We start from the raw sequence: 16,546 nt of genomic DNA, 5'->3' as shown, positions 1-16,546 counted from the left end.
TCCGGCCTCAGGCCGCCCGCCCGGCGACGGCCGCCCGGTAGGCCAGCAGGTCCACGTGCCGCACCTGACGGAGCCCCGCCACATCCTCGTACGGATCGCCGTCCTCACTGCCGAGGAGCGGGCAGTCGCCGCTGCCCCGGGCGGGGCCGGAGAGCGAGCGCAGCCAGTGCCAGGGCTGCAGCGGCACCCAGCGCAGTCCATGGACCCAGCGCCGTACCAGCCGGCCGAGCCCGGGCCGGCCGACGCCGGGCATCGCCACGACCCGTACCCCCATCACCAGCTTGCCCGCGCTGGCCCGGACCGCCACGGTGAGAAGCACCTGGTTGGCGAACGAGAGCACCAGCGCGAAGGCGAGCAGCAGGGGGAGGGCCCGGCCCGCGTCGGACATCCCCACGTGCGGCCGGGTCAGCAGCCCGGCCGCCAGCAGACAGAGGTAGCAGTCGACGGCGACCGCGAGATACCGCCGCATGTCACCGGCGCCCGAGGGGATGCTCGGCGGAGGACGTAACGGCCCGTACGGCCCAGGGGGCACGGCCCGGCTCACCGGAGGGCTTCCGGGCCGTCGCGTTCCGTACAACGACCGTTGTGCATAAGGCTGTTGACTACTCCTGTGCCCCCGTGGCGCGCTCATTGCGGCATCATGGCCGATCGTCCGCTGCCGCGTCTCCCTTCCACACATAGCGGATGTCCGGCTCCCGCTCCTCGTTGTCCGAACCGTCCGTCCGCTCCGCCGCCGCGAAACCGTGCCGCTCGTAGAAGCGATGTGCGGGGGTGTTGACCTGGAAGGTCCACAACTCCAGTCCCTGCGGGCTGCGTTCCTTGGCGAGCTGTACGAAACGGTCACCGAGGCCGTGTCCACGGCGGTCGGGGGCCAGATAGAGCTGCTCGATCCGGTCCTCCTCCAGCACCATCATTCCGACCACGGTGCCTTCCTCGTCGGCCACCCACGTCTCGTGGTGCACCACGACGACATCGCGGAAGAACGCCCGTACACCGTCGTCGTCGTGGGCGCGGCGCACGGTCGGCAGTGCGGCGTCGAAGGAGCGCAGATAGACCTCCGCCACCGCCGCCCCGTCCTCGGTCCGGGCGCGGCGCAGCGCGGTGCGCTGAGATCCTTGATTGTTCATCCGGCCAATCTCGCACATCTGTCCGGTAGTCGGGGTCACCCGTCCCCTGATGGTGCACCGGCCGCAGGCTCCGGGAGAACTCCGCCAGGCCTGTGTTCCGCGAGGCGGGATTTCGCCGGGGGCGGAACGCTCCCGCCGACGTACCCGGGCCCGGGGCTCCTAGGCTGGGGAGGTGAGCAGCCACGAGTCGAACCACGCCCGCGTCATTCCCCTGCGCCCGGTCACCGGGGCACCGGCCCCCACCGCCAAGGAGCCGCTCCTGCGACACGTCGTCGGCGACGTCCTGCGCCGTGAGCGGCAGGCCCAGGAGCGCACGCTGAAGGACGTGGCGGAGGCGGCGCGGATCTCGATGCCGTACCTCTCCGAGCTGGAACGCGGCCTGAAGGAGCCGTCGTCCGAGGTGCTGGCGGCTGCCGCCCACGCCCTCGGACTCGCCCTCGCCGACCTCCTGGCCCTGTCCCACCGCGAGCTGGTCCGCCTGTCCCGCCCGGACCTGGCCCCGTCACGCCGCATCGGCGCGACTCCCCGCCCGGCGCGGCAGACCTCGCGCCAGGGAGAGGTCCGCCTCGCGGCCTGATTGGGGACTACCGGGGGGCCTTCGCGGCCTCCTCGGGTGTCTCGTACCCCTTCACGACGGGGTCCTTTTTGAGGGGCTCGTTCTCGCAGCCGATGGCGTCGGTGGCGTGCCGCGCCATGAGGTACAGGAAACGGATCTGGCGATCCCGTACTTCCTGCCTCACCGCCGTGCCGACGTACGCCGTATTCGCCACCTCCGCGACCAGGAGGTCCTGCTGCGACAGTTTGTCGAGTTTGCCGGGCAGGGCACATTGCATGCGGAGCCTGGACAGCGTTTCGTCGGACTCTCCGTAGAGCCCGTTGATGTCGTAGTAGGCGTGAGAATCCGCGGGGCGCCCCGAGATTTTGGGGTTTTCCCGGGACGTCCAGTGGAAATCGACGCTCAGAGTGTCGCTGCCGGACCCTCTCGGGTATTCCAGGGAGAACGAGCACATCGGCGTTTGATACTCCGTGCGTCCCGGTTCCTCTCGCGCCTGCAACTCCTCCTTCAGCCCTTCCGCGAGGTCGGCGGTGCTCTTCTCGACCCTGGTCCGGTATTTATCCGTGTCGAGCAACTGCCGGATGAGCTTGCCCTCGCGGGTGCTGGGACCGTACTCGCAGGCGTGGCTGACCGGCGGCTCCGGGTCTTCCGACGTGCAGGCGACCGCCGTCAGGGCGAGTGCGGCGAACACGGCAGATGTCTTCAGCGACAGGCGGACTTTCGGATCACAGGTGCGTGAGGGCAGCGTTTCGCCCGGCGTCGTGGCCGTCGCGCGCGCTGTCCTTCGCCGAGTCGAAGGCTCCCGAATCCGAGATGTCATTGTCCTCGCCCCACTTGTCGATGATCTTGTTGGTGCCGTCCATGCCCACGGCGAAGTTGTCGCTCGCATCCTTCTTGCCCTGGGCCTCTGCCGCGTCGACGACATCCTTGGTCCAGTCGTAGGCGACCGCGTCGATGATCGAACCGCCCACCGTGCCCAGGACCGGGATCTCACCGATCAAGCCGTTTGCCCCGGCGGCCGAGTACGCGGCGGTGTCTTCGGCCCACTCCGCCTTGTCCTTCTCCTTGTCGTCGTACACGTCGGCGCCGATACCGTTGAGCGCGCCCATCGCGCCACCGATCTGACTACCGCGGTGGTCCCAGTCCGCGCTCGAACCATGCCTCGTGTCACCGGTGTACGGGGGAGCCGTGGCCAGCTCGTCGGCGACGTAGGCCCGCTCGGTCTCGTACAGCAGAGCAAAGGATGGCGCGTCTTCCGCGATACCCCGCATGACACGGACAAGGCTTGCCTGCCCCACTGCGAGATGGGATTTGTCGCCCGAGCCGTTGATGGAGTCCTGGCCCGCGATACCGCCGTACGCCGACTCCTGACCGTTCAGGATGATGTGCGTGTCATCCACATAGTCGGTGAGCGCCCTCGCCATCGGCTGGCGGATGTTCTCGAGGTCCTTCGGGAATTCGTCCCCGCCCGCGTCGTCGTCCAGGAACCGGATGGCGTTGTGCATCACGCGTGCCTGGCCCTCGGAGTGCGGACCGGGCTCGCCCGGCTTGCCTCCCGGCTCGTGGCCGGTCGAGGCGGCCTCGATGGCGGCCCCGAGTCCCGCGGCCTTTTCGGGATCTTCCAGTTCCAGGGTCGCCCCGTTGGGCCCGATGATGTCGTCGTACGGCCACTTGCGGTCGGTGAGCAGGTACTTCAGGTGGTCGTTCTTGTTCCCCTCCGCCTGGGGGTCGAGGAAGTACTCCGCCGATTCCGGGTTCTTGCTCATGATGCCGAGCAGGTCGTCCAGCGGGTCGATGGAAAGACCGGGGCGCGTCGCGTCGAAGGCGTGCGCGCGCTGGTCCGGGTCCTCGTTCTTGATGATGTCGTCGCCGACGTCATTGAGGAACTCCTTGCCGTACCCGTCGCCGTGCTTCAGCAGCGTCACGAACGCCTGGTACCCGGAGGTGACCGATACGCCCTTGTCGATCCGGTCCGGGCCCACGCCCTTCAGCCCGTCGATGAAGGGCTTGTAGGCGTAACTGTTCGGGTCCTTCGTGCCGGAGGCGACGGTATTGGCGAGGCTTTCGGAGATCGAGTTGTAGAGCTTCTTGTCGCCCGCCGACACACCCGAATCGCTCGCCGCGAGGTGCATCCGGTCGGCGATCCGCACCGCGTCCTCGGCACCGAGGGCATGCAGATACGCCTCGCTGAAGTGCTTGTCCTTGCTGTTCGCGCTCATGACATCGCGATAGTGCTTCAGTTCCTTGTCCGAAGCCTCGCCGGACTTGACCTTCTCCGACAGGGCGATCGCCTCTACGGCCTCGACGTCCCCGACCGGCTTGGCGTTGAATCCGAAGGGTGCCGTGCCATCGGCACCGGACGCGTTCAGCAGCGCGACCTTGACGTCCTGATCGAATTCGTTGACCGCCTTCACCGCAGCACCGATATTGCTGGTGTAGGACATCTCGACATTCCTGAGATCAGGGTCGTGGCGGATGCTGTTCGCCGTCGCCGCGTCCACCTTGCTGTAGTCGTAACTTGCCACGCCGCTGTCGGAGACCTTCATGCCGGCCTTGACCGCGTCCGCGACAGCGGATTCCACCTTCGCCTTGAGGTCCGTGAACTGCCCATGGGCGTCCCGGAGCAGCGACTCCATGGCGAGGGCTTCCTTCTGCGCCGCGTCGTACTGACCGCGCGTCACCGCGAAGTTGGGGGCGGCGATCGATGCGCTTTCGCCGAGCCATTTGTCGCCCTTGGTGACGCTCTGCACGTCTTCCTCGTACAGGTCCTCAAGCTTTTTGAGCTTACCGGCCATGTCCTTCCAGCCGTCCGCGGCCGAAGTGAGCTCGGAGAGCTTGACGTGCAGGATCTCGTAATAGCTGGGCACTGCTCCCCCTAGATTCCGGACACCTTGGACCGCAGCGGCCCGAAATCCTGTCCGGTGGATATGTCTTGGTTGTTGAACAGCGTCGATGTGTTCCGAAGGCTGGACTTCTCGGAGCTCAGCCGTCCCATCAGCCGCTTCACCTGGGTGTCCCAGTGCGCGTGGGCCTTCTTCAGGCCGGCTCCGGTGTCCCAGTCGCTGAACTCGGTGATGGCCTTCCGGGTGGACTCGTCGGCCGCGTCGGCGGCCTGCTTGGTCCCGGGCTCCAGCTTGGTCTCGATGGTGTTCGCCGCCTTCTTCTTCGCGGCGGGGGCCGTGGCCAGGTCCGGCGTGGAACCTGTGGGGCCTGTTGGGCCGGAGCCATCGGCCGGGAGTTGGTTCAGCCGCATGTGCGATGACTGCTGCTCACTGGCCGCCTGCTTGTGCTGAGCCCATTCCTCGTCGAACGACACGTGCTCCCCCTCGCTGGATTCCTGACTGAGGCCCTGGGCTCCGCAGTGGCGGAGCCCAGGGCCCAGGCAGGTTTCTCTCCCCGTCGACGTACGTCTCCGGAGATCATTTTATCCAGCGAAAAACAGTCTGCAAACTACGGGATTGCACACGCAATGTTCGCATTTTGTCCACAGGTCGGGCTGCGGTGACGACGAGGCTTGCGTCCATGCGGGCACGCTCAGACAGCGCGTACCTGCTCGTAGCCGCCTGCCTGCATGTCCGTGCACAGCGCCCGGCAGTTCCCGAAATGCTCCGCGAACTCGGGCTTCTCCTTCCATGCGCTCATGGCCGCGGGGTCTCGCCAGGCCGCGAAGGATACGAAGTGGTTCGGGTCCTGCAGGTCGCGGATGAGCCGGGCCTGGAGGAAGCCGTCGTTGGCCTCCTGTGTCCAGGTCAGAAACGCCGTCCAGTTGTCGATGAACTGGTCGGCCATCCCATCGGTCACCCGCCAGTTGCCCGAGGCGTAGTACTTCCCCTGCTCCGTCACGGTGAACACCTCTCTCCTCCTCGACGGTCCGTTCCAATACCGCATGAAACAGACACTTTCCGGGTGGCGTTACTCCTCGGTCGGAGCAGGGGCGATGCCCGTCGGGCAGGAGCGGCCCCAGTTCGTCTCCGAGGGGGAGCTCAGCTTCGCGCCCGTACCGCCGATGCCGCAGTAGCCGTCCGGGTTCTTGTCCAGGTACTGCTGGTGATACGCCTCCGCGGGCCAGAACGTACGGCCCTCCGCCGGAAGGATCTCCGTCGTGATCTCGCCGAAGCCCGCGCCGGTGAGGACCTGCTGGTACGCCTCGCGGGAGGCGGTCGCGGCCTCGGCCTGCTCGGGGGAGTGGGGGTAGAGCGCCGAGCGGTACTGGGTGCCCACGTCATTGCCCTGGCGGAAGCCCTGGGTCGGGTTGTGGGACTCCCAGAAGAGCTTCAGGAGCTCGGCGTACGACACGACCTGGGCGTCGAAGACGACGCGGACGGCCTCCGTGTGACCGGTCAGGCCCGAGCAGGCCTCCTCGTAAGACGGGTTCTCCGTGTAGCCGCCCTGGTAACCCACGAGGGTCGTCCAGACACCGTCCGTCTGCCAGAACTTGCGCTCGGCCCCCCAGAAGCAGCCCAGCGCGAAATCGGCGACCTCCAGGCCCTCCGGATACGGGCCCACCAGAGGGTTGCCGAGGACCGTGTGGCGGGAAGGGACCGTGAATTCGGGGGTGGGGCGGCCGCGGAGGGCCTGCTCCGGGGTGGGGAGCTCGGGGGTGCGGTGATTCAGGAACATGCGGGGTCCTCCGGGGCTGGGTATGCAGTGCTTACAACGCGAAAGGGGCGCCGTGGATTCCGGCGCCCCCCACCACACCTGCTCCTACCCGGGCAGCGTCGCCGGGGTGCCGCCGTTCGCCTCGTATCCCGCGACCGCGAGTGCCCGGTAGACGGTGTACGCGGCGGCCGGCTCCGGGGCCTGGGTCCACGGCAGCGCGCCCACGTGGCCGTCGATGTGGACGAGCTGGTTCATCGCCTCCGACCAGCGTTCCATCCGTACCAGGAACAGCACCAGCAGATGACGGACGTGCGCGAGCATCGGATCGTCGGCGCGGGCCGCGTGCACCGCGAACAGGGCGCCCTCGACCGCCTTCGTCACCACGACGCCCCGGTAGAAGCCCTGCACCAGATTGACCTCGGGCAGGTGCTCGTACACCGCGAACAGCGGCAGCGCCGCCAGCAGCGAACCCTGCGGGGCGCGGGCGGCGGCCGTGGTGGCGAACCGTTCGGCCTCCTCGCGCGAACCGTGCCACTTCTCGCACCAGAAGTGCAGCGCCGCGATGTGCGCGCCCATATGGGCAGGGGCCCGGTCGATGATCTTCGCCCAGAGCTGGTCGAACTGCTCGTGGGAGTAACCGAGTCCACGGGCCACGGCCAGCTCGACGATGTACGGGACGGGGTCGCCCGGCGCCAGCAGAGCGGCCTCGCCGCAGACCGTACGGGCCTCCTCCAGGATGATCCGGAAGTCGTCCTCGCCCGCACCGGAGGAACGCCACGCCTGTTGCACCAGGAACTCCGCGTGCACCGCCGCGCCGCCCGCGTCCTTCGGGGACTCCGCCCGCCAGGTGCGCAGCCACGCGCCGCCGACCCCCGGCTGCCCCATCAGCTCCAGCGAGGCCGCGCCGGCGAACGCCTGCACCCGCTGCCACCGCACCTCGCTCTCCTTGGGTGTGCCGGCCAGCAGCTGGGCGGCGGCCCGCCAGTCCTGAGTGGCCTGCACGACGTTCAGGACATCGAGGAGATCCTGGTCGGGCCCGGGCATCCGGACGTCCAGCTCCTCCTCGCGCAGGAATCCGTACGACTCCGGGTCGGCGGCGTCGGGGGAACCGGGCGCGACCTGACGGATACCGCCCCGGCGGCGCAGCAGGAAGGGGCCGACGACGGCGGCGAGCATGCAGAGCGCGATCAGGAACCAGAGAATCTCCATACGACCATTGTCCCCGCACGGCGCAGTGACCCGTGAGCGCCCTCGTGACGAACTACGCTCGGTCCTCATGAGCGACCAGCACAGCTTCGAGACTCTCGCTATCCACGCGGGAAACACCGCCGATCCCCTCACCGGCGCCGTTGTTCCGCCCATTTACCAGGTGTCCACGTACAAGCAGGACGGCGTGGGCGGGCTGCGGGGCGGCTACGAGTACAGCCGCAGCGCCAACCCGACCCGTACCGCTCTGGAGGAGAACCTCGCGGCCCTCGAAGGCGGCCGACGCGGGCTCGCCTTCGCGTCCGGCCTCGCCGCCGAGGACTGCCTGCTCCGTACGCTGCTGACGCCCGGCGACCACGTGGTCATCCCGAACGACGCCTACGGCGGTACGTTCCGGCTGTTCGCGAAGGTCGCCGCGCGTTGGGGCGTGGAGTTCTCCGTCGCCGACACCTCGGACGTAGGTGCGGTCAGGGCGGCGATCACCCCGCGGACCAAGGCGATCTGGGTGGAGACCCCGTCCAACCCGCTCCTCGGCATCACGGACATCGCGGCCGTCGCCGACGTGGCCCGCCAGGCGGGGGCGCGGCTGGTCGTCGACAACACCTTCGCGAGCCCCTACCTCCAGCAGCCCCTGGCCCTCGGCGCGGACGTCGTGGTGCACTCCACCACCAAGTACATGGGCGGCCACTCCGACGTCGTCGGCGGTGCGCTGATCGCCAACGACCCCACGCTGGCCGAGGAGTTGGCGTACCACCAGAACGCGATGGGAGCGGTCGCCGGACCATTCGACGCGTGGCTGGTGCTGCGCGGCATCAAGACCCTCGCGGTCCGCATGGACCGGCACGACGAGAACGCCACCAAGGTCGCCGACCTGCTGACCCGCCACCCCAAGGTGGACAGCGTCCTGTACCCGGGGCTGCCCGAACACCCTGGGCACGAGATCGCGGCCAAGCAGATGAAGGCGTTCGGCGGGATGGTGTCCTTCCGCGTCGCGGGCGGCGAGGCGGCGGCGGTCGAGGTCTGCAACCGCGCCAAGCTGTTCACGCTCGGTGAGTCGCTGGGCGGCGTCGAGTCGCTCATCGAGCACCCGGGCCGGATGACGCACGCGTCGGCCGCGGGCTCTCCGCTGGAGGTTCCGGCCGACCTGGTCCGTCTCTCCGTCGGCATCGAGAACGCCGACGATCTGCTGGCCGACCTGACGCAGGCGCTCGGATAGGTTCCTGTTCGGTGTCCGTCCGGCGGTGGTCAGCGGTACGTCGATCGCCGGACGGGCTCGTCCGTGTCAGGCACCGACTTTCTCGTCCTCCAGCGAGGCCCGGATCTCCGCGCGCAACTCCGGGCTGTCCGTGTGCTCATGGACCGAGATGGAGTGCTCGGTGGCGGCCCGTACGACTTCTTCCTCCTCACCGGAGATGGTGAGTGAGCAGTTCGAGACGCTCGGGTACTTGCGGCAGTCGACGGTCTTCCTGGTCATGACGGCCTCCTCGGCTCGTACTGAATGCCGACTCTCCCAGGATAGATCCGGATGGTATCGGCGCACGCGGGTGCGTCACCATCCCTCCAGTGGCGGTGTCGTCCCGGCCGGCGGGACCTCCCACGGCCGGGTCACTCCCGCCCACACCACGAACGCCACCACCGCCGCGCACATCAGGCACATCGCCACCCGGCGCGCGGCGCGGTGGCGGCGCAGGAGCCGGGCGCCGCGTTCCGCCGACCGCAGGGCCAGATCGGCGGGTACCTGCGGCCGCGGAACCTCCAGCATCCGGCGGACCTCGTCCACCTTCCGGTCAGGACGGTCACGGCCGCTCATCGCGCGCCCCGCAGCAGCCGTGCGGCTGGGCGTCCAGGGCGTCCAGGGCGCTCCGGCGGTTCCGGGGGCGCGTACATCGTGACGATCGCCCGGGTACAGATCGCCCGCACCCGTTCCGCCGGAAGTCCGAGCAGCGCGGCGGCCTGTTCCTCCGCGACTCCTTCGTACAGACGCAGGACGATGACCAGGCGCTCCTGCGGGGTCAGCCGTTCCAGCAGACCGCCGCGCGGCCGGTGATGACGCCAGGCGTCGCGCGCGAACCTGGTGACGAGCTCCTGGCGGGTCCGGTCGTACGGGTCCTCGCCGCGCAGCCGGTCCCACTCCGCGTACGTGTGCGCCAGCGCCGCGGTCAGCAGCCGCAGGGCCCGGAGGTTCGCCCCCGGCGGCTCGGCGGGCTCGGCCGTGAAGAGGGTGGCGGTGTGCAGCAGACGGCCTGCCGCGCCCGCGACGAAGTCCTCGAACTCCTGGGCGCGGCGGCGTTGTTGGTAGGCCTGCCGCTCTCGCATACCCCATCGGAGACCCGGAGGGAGCTCCGGGTCAAGAGGCGTGCGCGACCGGCCGCCGGTCAGTCCTCCGGCTGGGCCTGATGGGCGGCCTGGCGCGCGGCCAGCGCAGCGTTGAACCGGGTGAGCAGCGTGCAGAACGTGTCGCGCTCCTCGATGCTCCAGTCGTCGGTCACCTGGGACATCAGCTCGCGCCGCGAGGAGCGGACCTCGTCGAGACGGGCCTGTCCGCGCGGGGACAGCTGGAGCACGACCGCGCGGCCGTCCTCCGGATGGGAGGTGCGCTTGACCAGACCCGTGTCGACGAGGGGGGCGACCTGGCGGGTCACGGTGGAGGAGTCGATACCCATGCCGGCGGCCAGCGCCTTGACGCCCATCGGGCCTTCCTTGTCCAGCCGGTTCAGGAGCAGATAGGCGGCCCTGTCCATGGAATTGCGGACCTGGCCGACACCCCCGAGACGGGTCTGCTCGGCACGGCGGGCGAAGACGGCCACCTGGTGCTGGAGAGCATCGAGAAGGTGGTCGGTACCCGGGTTGCCGGGGGCGGTGCCCCCGGAAGGAGTCGCAGCAGTCGTCATGTCCTGAGGGGGCATGGCCGGGCTCTCTTCGTGCGGTGTCGGATGAGTGGGGGACAGAGTACGCGGCCTCAGGGCAACGCGTACCAGCGCTGCACAAACCTGTGGACAACGCCGCAGTCCGCCATGAGACGAGTCGGCCGCGACCGGCCCGAGCTGCAAGACTTGTTGTCATGACCTACCGGACGTCCCACCCCTTTCCTCCCGTGATCCTCGACGATGTCCGCGGGGCGCGGAAGATGCTCGCCGGGGTGGCCAGGGTGACCGCGATGGAGGGCAGCCGGTATCTGACCGAGCTGATCGGCGCGCCGGTCCACCTCAAGTGCGAGAACCTCCAGCGCACCGGATCGTTCAAGCTGCGCGGCGCGTACGTACGGATCGCCGGGCTCACCCCGGAGGAGCGGGCCGCCGGAGTGGTCGCGGCGAGTGCCGGAAACCATGCGCAGGGTGTCGCACTCGCCTCCTCGCTGCTCGGCGTACGGTCCACGGTCTTCATGCCCGTCGGCGCACCCCTGCCGAAGGTCTCCGCGACCCGTCAGTACGGCGCCGAGGTCCGGATGCACGGCCATGTCGTCGACGAGACGCTCGCCGCCGCCCAGGAGTACGCGGAGCGGACCGGTGCCGTCTTCATCCACCCCTTCGACCACCCGGACATCATCGCCGGGCAGGGCACCGTGGGCCTGGAGATCCTCGAACAGTGCCCGGAGGTCCGCACCATCGTCGTCGGTATCGGCGGCGGCGGCCTCGCCGCGGGCGTCGCGGTCGCCGTGAAGGCGCTGCGCCCCGACGTCAGGATCGTCGGTGTGCAGGCCGCCGGTGCGGCCGGCTATCCGCCCTCGCTGGCCGCCGGGCACCCCGTGGCGGTCGCCTCGCCCCAGACGATGGCCGACGGGATCAAGGTGGGACGCCCCGGCGACATCCCGTTCCGCCTCGTCCAGGAGCTGGTCGACGAGGTCCGTACGGTCTCCGAGGACGAGCTCTCCAGCGCACTCCTGCTCTGTCTGGAGCGGGCGAAGATGGTCGTCGAACCCGCCGGGGCCAGCCCCGTGGCCGCGCTGCTGAGCGACCCGGAGGCGTTCGCCGGACCCGTTGTCGCGGTGCTGTCCGGCGGCAACGTCGACCCCCTCCTGATGCAGCGCATCCTGACCCACGGCATGGCGGCGGCAGGCCGCTATCTGAGCCTGCGGCTGCGACTGACCGACCGCCCCGGGGCGCTGGCCACCCTCCTCGCCGCGCTCTCCGTGGCCGACGCCAACGTCCTCGACGTGAGCCATGTACGGACCGATCCGCGCCTGGGCCTCACCGAGGCGGAGGTCGAACTGCACCTGGAGACGAAGGGCCCCGCGCACTGCGAGGAGGTCGCGGCGACGCTGCGCGACGCGGGCTACCTGGTGATGAGCTGAGACCGACCGGCACATGGGGGGCGGTCTGAATCCTCGGATTCACCGCGCGCGCCGGGCGGGACGTCCCTAGGATCTGCACAGGAAGTCACCCAAAAGCAACTGGGGGGTATCCCGTATGCCAGGCGCCATATATGCCGAAGGTCTGGTGAAGACCTTCGGCGATGTTCGAGCACTGGACGGGGTGGACCTGGACGTGCCGGAAGGCACGGTCCTCGGCCTCCTCGGGCCCAACGGTGCCGGAAAGACCACTGCGGTACGCGTCCTGACCACGCTTCTCCGGCCGGACAGCGGCACGGCGGTCGTCGCGGGCATCGACGTACTGAAGCATCCCAACGAGGTCCGCCGCTCGATCGGCCTCTCCGGCCAGTTCGCCGCCGTCGACGAGTATCTGACCGGCCGCGAGAACCTCCAGATGGTCGGGCAGCTCTACCAGATGAGCGCCCGCGACGCGAAGACCCGGGCGGGGCAGCTCCTGGAGCGGTTCAACCTCGCCGACGCGGCCGACCGCACAGCCAAGACGTACTCCGGCGGTATGCGCCGCCGCCTCGACCTGGCGGCGGCGCTCGTCGTCTCCCCGCCCGTCATGTTCATGGACGAGCCGACGACCGGACTGGACCCGCGCAACCGGCAGCAGCTCTGGGAGGTCATCCAGGAACTCGTCGCCGGCGGTACGACGCTCCTGCTGACCACGCAGTATCTGGAGGAGGCCGACCACCTCGCCGACGACATCTGCGTCATCGACCACGGCAAGGTCATCGCACGCGGCACCTCCGACGAACTGAAGGCCCGAACCGGCGGCGAGCGCGTCGAAGTCGTCGTCCACCAGCGGGACGAGATCGACCACGCCCGCGACGTGCTCACCGCCCTCGGCGAGGGCGAGGTCACCGTCGCCGCGCACACCCGCAAGCTGACCGTCCCGGTCAGCGGCGGGGCCAAACTGCTCGCCGAGGTCATCCGCGATCTCGACGCCCGAGGCGTCGAGATCGACGACATCGGCCTGCGCCGCCCCACCCTCGACGACGTCTTCATGTCGCTCACCGGCCATGCCGCGGAGCTGGAGACCAACGGCGAGAACGGCAAGGAGGCCGTCGTATGACTGCCGTAACGGACGCGGCCGAGGTACGGGCCCCCAGGCCGCGCGGCGGCCTTGCGCAGTCGGTCACCGACTCGCTCGTCGTCGCCAAACGCAATCTGATTCGAATGGCACGGATTCCAGAGATGATCATCTTTGGTCTCATTCAGCCAATCATGTTCGTCGTGCTGTTCAGCTATGTCTTCGGCGGATCGATGATGATCGGCGGCTCCACCAGTCCCGCCGATTACCGCAACTTCCTGATGGCGGGCATCTTCGCCCAGACCGTCACCTTCGCCACAGCGGGCGCCGGAGCGGGCATCGCCGACGACATGCACAAGGGACTCATCGACCGGTTCCGTTCCCTGCCGATGGCCCGTGGGGCGGTGCTCACCGGACGTACGCTCGCCGACCTCGTACAGACCGCGCTGACCGTCGTCGTCCTCGCGATCGTCGCGCTGCTCGTCGGCTGGCGCATCCACGAGGGCCTCGCCAAGGCACTGGCCGCGTTCGGGCTGCTGCTCTTCCTCGGGTACGCGTTCTCATGGATCGGCGCGCTGATCGGACTGTCCGTACGCACCCCCGAGGCGGCCACCTCCGGCGGACTGATCTGGCTCTTCCCGGTGACGTTCATCTCGAATGCCTTCGTGCCCACCGAGAACATGGCGGGCTGGCTGCAGCCGATCGCCGAGTGGAACCCGTTCAGCGCGACAGTCCAGGCGTGCCGGGAACTCTTCGGCAACCCCGGCGTGTCGACGTCCGACGCCTGGCCGATGCAGCACCCGGTCTGGGCGTCCCTGCTCTGGTCCGCCGTGATCATCCTGGTCTTCCGGACCCTCGCCGTCCGCAAGTACCGCTCGGCGACCGCCTGAGTTCCGCGCCCGGACACACCAGTGGGCCCCGGCCGTGCGCGTGCACGACCGGGGCCCACTGCTGTTCGGAACGGGGCTGCGGCTCAGCCCTCGTACGGCTTCGCCGCGAGAATCTTCACCTTGGCAATCTTGCCGTTCGGCAGCTCGTACTCGGCGTCCTCGCCCATCCGCTTGCCGTTGACGCCCGTGCCGAGCGGGGACTGCGGGGAGTACGTCTCAAGGTCCGAGCTCGCGTACTCGCGCGAGGCGAGCAGGAACTCCAGGGTGTCGTCCGGGTCACCGTCGAAGGCGATCGTCACGATCATGCCGGGCTCGACGACGCCGTCGTCGGCAGGGGCCTCGCCGACCTTGGCGTGCTCCAGGAGCTGCGTCAGCTGGCGCACCCGGAGTTCCATCTTGCCCTGCTCCTCCTTGGCTGCGTGGTACCCGCCGTTCTCCCGGAGGTCACCCTCCTCACGGGCCGCCGCGATCTTTACGGCGATCTCCGTGCGCGCGGGACCAGACAGGTAGTCCAGCTCGGCCTTGAGCTGGTTGTACGCCGCCGGCGTGAGCCAGGTGACGTTATCGCTGGTCTGGGTCACAGGGTGCTCCTCGTCGGTACTGGGAATACAAAGCATCGCCCTACCCAGAAGCATGTGCCTCCACGGGTGGGCGAAACCACGAGCCTAACAATTCCCCAGGAAAAGGGGGAGAAGGTAAACGGCATACGCGTCGGACCGGCAGGTCAGCGCGACGCCCCGCCGTCCGCGGTGCAGCCCATCAGCTCGACCGCGGTCGCCCTGGCCGTCGTCCGCAGGGAGACGACCTCGTCGATCCGGTCGGAGGGCTGGTCGAAGCGGAAGTCCTTGCGGGCGACCTCATTGCCGTCCTCGCTCAGCGAGCGCAGGGTGCAGTAACCGCCGGCGTCCCGGTCCTTACGGATTTCGAGGTGGGCCTCGACCCGGTCGTCCGAGACGACCTTGGACTTGATGACCTCGGCGCTGATCCCCTGGCCACCGACGTAGTCGATGCCGATCCAGACGATCACGCCCAGCAGGGCGGCGCCCAGGACGGCACCGGTGATCTTGAGCTTGCGGTCGGCGCGCTGATCCTCTGACCGGCCGTAGCGCCCGTCGGACACCGCCTCGCGTACCGCAGTCATGATCGTTCCTCCTGTGCCGGGGATCGAGGAATTTTCCGCCCCCCGGTTCGGTCACTATAGAAGCCGCACATCGCGACCAATCACTGAGGATCGAGTCTTGACTGAGCAGCTGCGCCTGATGGCCGTTCACGCCCACCCCGACGACGAGTCGAGCAAGGGCGCCGCCACCATGGCCAAGTATGTGTCCGAGGGGGTGGACGTGCTGGTTGTGACCTGCACCGGGGGCGAACGCGGCTCCATCCTCAATCCGAAGCTCCAGGGGGACGCGTACATCGAGGAGAACATCCACGAGGTGCGCAAGAAGGAGATGGACGAGGCCCGGGAGATCCTGGGTGTCGAGCAGGAGTGGCTCGGCTTCGTCGACTCGGGTCTGCCCGAGGGCGACCCGCTGCCGCCGCTGCCCGAGGGCTGCTTCGCACTGGAGGACGACGAGACGGCGGCGGGGCGTCTTGTCGCGAAGATCCGTGCGTTCCGGCCGCAGGTCGTCACCACGTACGACGAGAACGGCGGGTACCCGCACCCCGACCACATCAAGACCCACACGATCTCGATGATCGCGTTCGACGGGGCCGCGGACACCGAGAGGTTCCCGGAGGCGGAGTTCGGCGCGGCGTGGACGCCGCAGAAGCTCTACTACAACCAGGGCTTCAACCGGCCGCGCACGGTCGCCCTCCACGAGGCGCTGCTCGCCCGCGGGCTGGAGTCCCCGTACGGGGAGTGGCTGGAGCGCTGGAAGGAGTTCGTGCGCGAGGAGCGGACGCTGACCACGTTCGTTCCGTGCGACGAGTTCTTCGAGATCCGCGACAAGGCGCTGGTCGCGCACGCGACGCAGATCGACCCGGACGGCGGCTGGTTCCGGGTTCCGATGGACGTCCAGCGCGAGGTCTGGCCGACCGAGGAGTACGAGCTGGCGAAGTCTCTGGTCGATACCTCCCTCCCCGAGAGCGACCTCTTCGCGGGCATCCGCGACAATGCCTGATATGTACGCGACCCAGGCACTGACCCACCTCGTCCCTCTCGCCAAGGAGGTCGACGACAACAAGGTGACTCCCGGCGTCCTCGGCTTCATCGTGTTCGCGGCACTCGCCGTGGGCGTGTGGCTGCTGATGAAGTCGATGAACCGCCACATGGGCAAGGTCGACTTCGAGGAGGCGCCGGACCCGGACGTGGAACCGGCGACGGTTTCGGGCTCCGCCGGCGCCGGAGCCGGCGGCAAGTAGGCGCACCACCTGACCGGTGGGTGGTTGGGTGGGGCCCCTCCGGAGTGTCTCCTCGGGACGGGCGTGGCACCCGGGTCCGTAGAGCGACCCGGGTCCTACGCCCGCCCCTGCGGGGACCCTCCTGCACGGCCCCACCCACGTCTCGCGGTCACCTGCGACCCGGTGGCACGGGACGCAGACAGGCGGCACGGCCGGCTGACACGTACCCGGCGGCCCCGGGATTCCCCAGGCGGCACGGCCCGCGCTGACGCTCCGGCCGGTCCGGGGCCGTGCAGGAGGGTCCCCGCAGGGTGACGAACGGATACCCGGGTTCGTATCCGGTCCCGCCGAGCGTTCGTTGCCCGAGGAGACACTCCGGAGGGGCCGCGGACCAACCCCGGACGGGCAACACGGGACCGGGGCACCACAACACGGGTCCCCCCCATGCCCTTAAGGCTTTGGGGGAGCTTGAGGACGGAACCC

The 16,546-nt window shown here is 69.0% G+C and carries 21 protein-coding genes; 7 read left to right on the top strand and 14 right to left on the bottom strand.

Going from position 1 to position 16,546, the window contains the following annotated elements; all coding sequences use genetic code 11:
* Positions 1 to 7 precede the first annotated feature (7 nt).
* Positions 8 to 469, bottom strand: coding sequence for an RDD family protein (locus tag ACFT7S_RS23470; RefSeq protein ID WP_382734966.1), 462 nt, complete (start codon positions 467 to 469; stop codon positions 8 to 10).
* A 169-nt stretch (positions 470 to 638) separates the two neighbouring features.
* Entirely contained in the window at positions 639 to 1,127 is a 489-nt protein-coding gene (locus ACFT7S_RS23465; RefSeq protein WP_382734964.1) for a GNAT family N-acetyltransferase, read from the bottom strand.
* Between the two features lie 172 nt (positions 1,128 to 1,299).
* Between ACFT7S_RS23465 and ACFT7S_RS23460 the strand changes: the two genes are divergently transcribed.
* Entirely contained in the window at positions 1,300 to 1,704 is a 405-nt protein-coding gene (locus ACFT7S_RS23460) for a helix-turn-helix domain-containing protein (RefSeq protein ID WP_382734962.1), read from the top strand.
* A gap of 7 nt (positions 1,705 to 1,711) precedes the next feature.
* Here the strand turns inward: ACFT7S_RS23460 and ACFT7S_RS23455 are convergent, their stop codons facing one another.
* From ACFT7S_RS23455 to ACFT7S_RS23430, 6 genes are all read right to left on the bottom strand, one after another.
* Positions 1,712 to 2,374 carry a hypothetical protein gene (locus tag ACFT7S_RS23455; protein WP_382734960.1) on the bottom strand — a complete coding sequence of 221 codons (663 nt, stop codon included), beginning with the start codon at positions 2,372 to 2,374 and terminating at the stop codon, positions 1,712 to 1,714.
* Between the two features lie 34 nt (positions 2,375 to 2,408).
* Positions 2,409 to 4,550 (bottom strand): hypothetical protein, encoded by a 2,142-nt coding sequence (locus ACFT7S_RS23450; RefSeq protein WP_382734958.1) that lies wholly within the window; start codon positions 4,548 to 4,550, stop codon positions 2,409 to 2,411.
* Between the two features lie 8 nt (positions 4,551 to 4,558).
* Positions 4,559 to 4,999: a hypothetical protein gene (locus ACFT7S_RS23445; protein WP_382734957.1), complete on the bottom strand. Its 441-nt coding sequence runs from the start codon at positions 4,997 to 4,999 to the stop codon at positions 4,559 to 4,561.
* 218 nt (positions 5,000 to 5,217) lie between these two features.
* Positions 5,218 to 5,535, bottom strand: coding sequence for an antibiotic biosynthesis monooxygenase family protein (locus ACFT7S_RS23440; RefSeq protein WP_382734955.1), 318 nt, complete (start codon positions 5,533 to 5,535; stop codon positions 5,218 to 5,220).
* Between the two features lie 60 nt (positions 5,536 to 5,595).
* Positions 5,596 to 6,303 carry a peptide-methionine (S)-S-oxide reductase MsrA gene (msrA, locus tag ACFT7S_RS23435; RefSeq protein WP_382734953.1) on the bottom strand — a complete coding sequence of 236 codons (708 nt, stop codon included), beginning with the start codon at positions 6,301 to 6,303 and terminating at the stop codon, positions 5,596 to 5,598.
* A gap of 84 nt (positions 6,304 to 6,387) precedes the next feature.
* Entirely contained in the window at positions 6,388 to 7,491 is a 1,104-nt protein-coding gene (locus ACFT7S_RS23430) for a hypothetical protein (protein WP_382734951.1), read from the bottom strand.
* A 67-nt stretch (positions 7,492 to 7,558) separates the two neighbouring features.
* Here ACFT7S_RS23430 and ACFT7S_RS23425 point away from each other — a divergent pair, with 67 nt between their 5' ends.
* Positions 7,559 to 8,704, top strand: coding sequence for a cystathionine gamma-synthase (locus ACFT7S_RS23425; protein WP_382734949.1), 1,146 nt, complete (start codon positions 7,559 to 7,561; stop codon positions 8,702 to 8,704).
* A 66-nt stretch (positions 8,705 to 8,770) separates the two neighbouring features.
* Here ACFT7S_RS23425 and ACFT7S_RS23420 read toward each other — a convergent pair whose 3' ends face one another.
* The 4 genes from ACFT7S_RS23420 to ACFT7S_RS23405 all read right to left on the bottom strand — a co-directional run bounded on the left by ACFT7S_RS23420 (position 8,771) and on the right by ACFT7S_RS23405 (position 10,394).
* The gene (locus ACFT7S_RS23420) at positions 8,771 to 8,962 is read right to left on the bottom strand and encodes a DUF1059 domain-containing protein (RefSeq protein ID WP_382734947.1); all 192 of its coding nucleotides are present in this window, start codon (positions 8,960 to 8,962) and stop codon (positions 8,771 to 8,773) included.
* Positions 8,963 to 9,037: 75 nt separating this feature from the next.
* A complete protein-coding gene (locus ACFT7S_RS23415; RefSeq protein ID WP_382734945.1) occupies positions 9,038 to 9,298 on the bottom strand; it encodes a hypothetical protein in 261 nt (86 codons plus the stop codon).
* Positions 9,295 to 9,804, bottom strand: a complete 510-nt coding sequence (locus tag ACFT7S_RS23410; RefSeq protein ID WP_382734943.1) for a sigma factor-like helix-turn-helix DNA-binding protein — start codon at positions 9,802 to 9,804, stop codon at positions 9,295 to 9,297. The genes ACFT7S_RS23415 and ACFT7S_RS23410 overlap by 4 nt, the downstream gene beginning before the upstream one ends.
* Positions 9,805 to 9,863: 59 nt before the next feature.
* Positions 9,864 to 10,394, bottom strand: coding sequence for a MarR family winged helix-turn-helix transcriptional regulator (locus tag ACFT7S_RS23405; RefSeq protein WP_382734941.1), 531 nt, complete (start codon positions 10,392 to 10,394; stop codon positions 9,864 to 9,866).
* Between the two features lie 155 nt (positions 10,395 to 10,549).
* Here ACFT7S_RS23405 and ilvA point away from each other — a divergent pair, with 155 nt between their 5' ends.
* The 3 genes from ilvA to ACFT7S_RS23390 all read left to right on the top strand — a co-directional run bounded on the left by ilvA (position 10,550) and on the right by ACFT7S_RS23390 (position 13,723).
* Positions 10,550 to 11,779 (top strand): threonine ammonia-lyase, encoded by a 1,230-nt coding sequence (ilvA, locus tag ACFT7S_RS23400; protein ID WP_382734939.1) that lies wholly within the window; start codon positions 10,550 to 10,552, stop codon positions 11,777 to 11,779.
* Positions 11,780 to 11,894: 115 nt separating this feature from the next.
* On the top strand, positions 11,895 to 12,875 hold the full coding sequence (locus ACFT7S_RS23395; RefSeq protein ID WP_382734937.1) for an ATP-binding cassette domain-containing protein: 981 nt from the start codon (positions 11,895 to 11,897) through the stop codon (positions 12,873 to 12,875).
* Positions 12,872 to 13,723: an ABC transporter permease gene (locus ACFT7S_RS23390; protein ID WP_382734935.1), complete on the top strand. Its 852-nt coding sequence runs from the start codon at positions 12,872 to 12,874 to the stop codon at positions 13,721 to 13,723. Before ACFT7S_RS23395 ends, ACFT7S_RS23390 begins: the two co-directional genes overlap by 4 nt.
* Positions 13,724 to 13,806: 83 nt before the next feature.
* On the opposite strand, the gene greA is transcribed toward ACFT7S_RS23390, so the two are convergent.
* Together greA and ACFT7S_RS23380 are read right to left on the bottom strand one after the other, a co-directional pair.
* Positions 13,807 to 14,304: a transcription elongation factor GreA gene (gene greA, locus ACFT7S_RS23385; protein ID WP_382734933.1), complete on the bottom strand. Its 498-nt coding sequence runs from the start codon at positions 14,302 to 14,304 to the stop codon at positions 13,807 to 13,809.
* Positions 14,305 to 14,447: 143 nt separating this feature from the next.
* Positions 14,448 to 14,864: a DUF4307 domain-containing protein gene (locus ACFT7S_RS23380; RefSeq protein ID WP_382734931.1), complete on the bottom strand. Its 417-nt coding sequence runs from the start codon at positions 14,862 to 14,864 to the stop codon at positions 14,448 to 14,450.
* Between the two features lie 97 nt (positions 14,865 to 14,961).
* Between ACFT7S_RS23380 and mca the strand changes: the two genes are divergently transcribed.
* A complete protein-coding gene (gene mca, locus ACFT7S_RS23375; RefSeq protein WP_382734929.1) occupies positions 14,962 to 15,843 on the top strand; it encodes a mycothiol conjugate amidase Mca in 882 nt (293 codons plus the stop codon).
* Between the two features lies 1 nt (position 15,844).
* On the top strand, positions 15,845 to 16,084 hold the full coding sequence (locus tag ACFT7S_RS23370; protein WP_382734927.1) for a hypothetical protein: 240 nt from the start codon (positions 15,845 to 15,847) through the stop codon (positions 16,082 to 16,084).
* Positions 16,085 to 16,546 lie beyond the last annotated feature (462 nt).

The organism is Streptomyces sp. NPDC057136, assembly GCF_042670885.1.
GTDB lineage: Bacteria > Actinomycetota > Actinomycetes > Streptomycetales > Streptomycetaceae > Streptomyces.
Note: the sequence above shows the minus strand (reverse complement) of the source record. Positions and strands in the feature narration are given on the sequence as shown.

Excerpts from the sequence above, each read along its gene's own strand:
- ACFT7S_RS23470 (WP_382734966.1), bottom strand. The coding sequence starts at position 469 with ATGCGGCGGTATCTCGCGGTCGCCGTCGACTGCTACCTCTGTCTGCTG.
- ACFT7S_RS23465 (WP_382734964.1), bottom strand. The coding sequence starts at position 1,127 with ATGAACAATCAAGGATCTCAGCGCACCGCGCTGCGCCGCGCCCGGACC.
- msrA (WP_382734953.1), bottom strand. The coding sequence starts at position 6,303 with ATGTTCCTGAATCACCGCACCCCCGAGCTCCCCACCCCGGAGCAGGCC.
- ACFT7S_RS23430 (WP_382734951.1), bottom strand. The coding sequence starts at position 7,491 with ATGGAGATTCTCTGGTTCCTGATCGCGCTCTGCATGCTCGCCGCCGTC.
- ACFT7S_RS23425 (WP_382734949.1), top strand. The coding sequence starts at position 7,559 with ATGAGCGACCAGCACAGCTTCGAGACTCTCGCTATCCACGCGGGAAAC.
- ACFT7S_RS23420 (WP_382734947.1), bottom strand. The coding sequence starts at position 8,962 with ATGACCAGGAAGACCGTCGACTGCCGCAAGTACCCGAGCGTCTCGAAC.
- ACFT7S_RS23415 (WP_382734945.1), bottom strand. The coding sequence starts at position 9,298 with ATGAGCGGCCGTGACCGTCCTGACCGGAAGGTGGACGAGGTCCGCCGG.
- ACFT7S_RS23410 (WP_382734943.1), bottom strand. The coding sequence starts at position 9,804 with ATGCGAGAGCGGCAGGCCTACCAACAACGCCGCCGCGCCCAGGAGTTC.
- ACFT7S_RS23405 (WP_382734941.1), bottom strand. The coding sequence starts at position 10,394 with ATGCCCCCTCAGGACATGACGACTGCTGCGACTCCTTCCGGGGGCACC.
- ilvA (WP_382734939.1), top strand. The coding sequence starts at position 10,550 with ATGACCTACCGGACGTCCCACCCCTTTCCTCCCGTGATCCTCGACGAT.
- ACFT7S_RS23395 (WP_382734937.1), top strand. The coding sequence starts at position 11,895 with ATGCCAGGCGCCATATATGCCGAAGGTCTGGTGAAGACCTTCGGCGAT.
- ACFT7S_RS23390 (WP_382734935.1), top strand. The coding sequence starts at position 12,872 with ATGACTGCCGTAACGGACGCGGCCGAGGTACGGGCCCCCAGGCCGCGC.
- ACFT7S_RS23380 (WP_382734931.1), bottom strand. The coding sequence starts at position 14,864 with ATGACTGCGGTACGCGAGGCGGTGTCCGACGGGCGCTACGGCCGGTCA.
- ACFT7S_RS23370 (WP_382734927.1), top strand. The coding sequence starts at position 15,845 with ATGTACGCGACCCAGGCACTGACCCACCTCGTCCCTCTCGCCAAGGAG.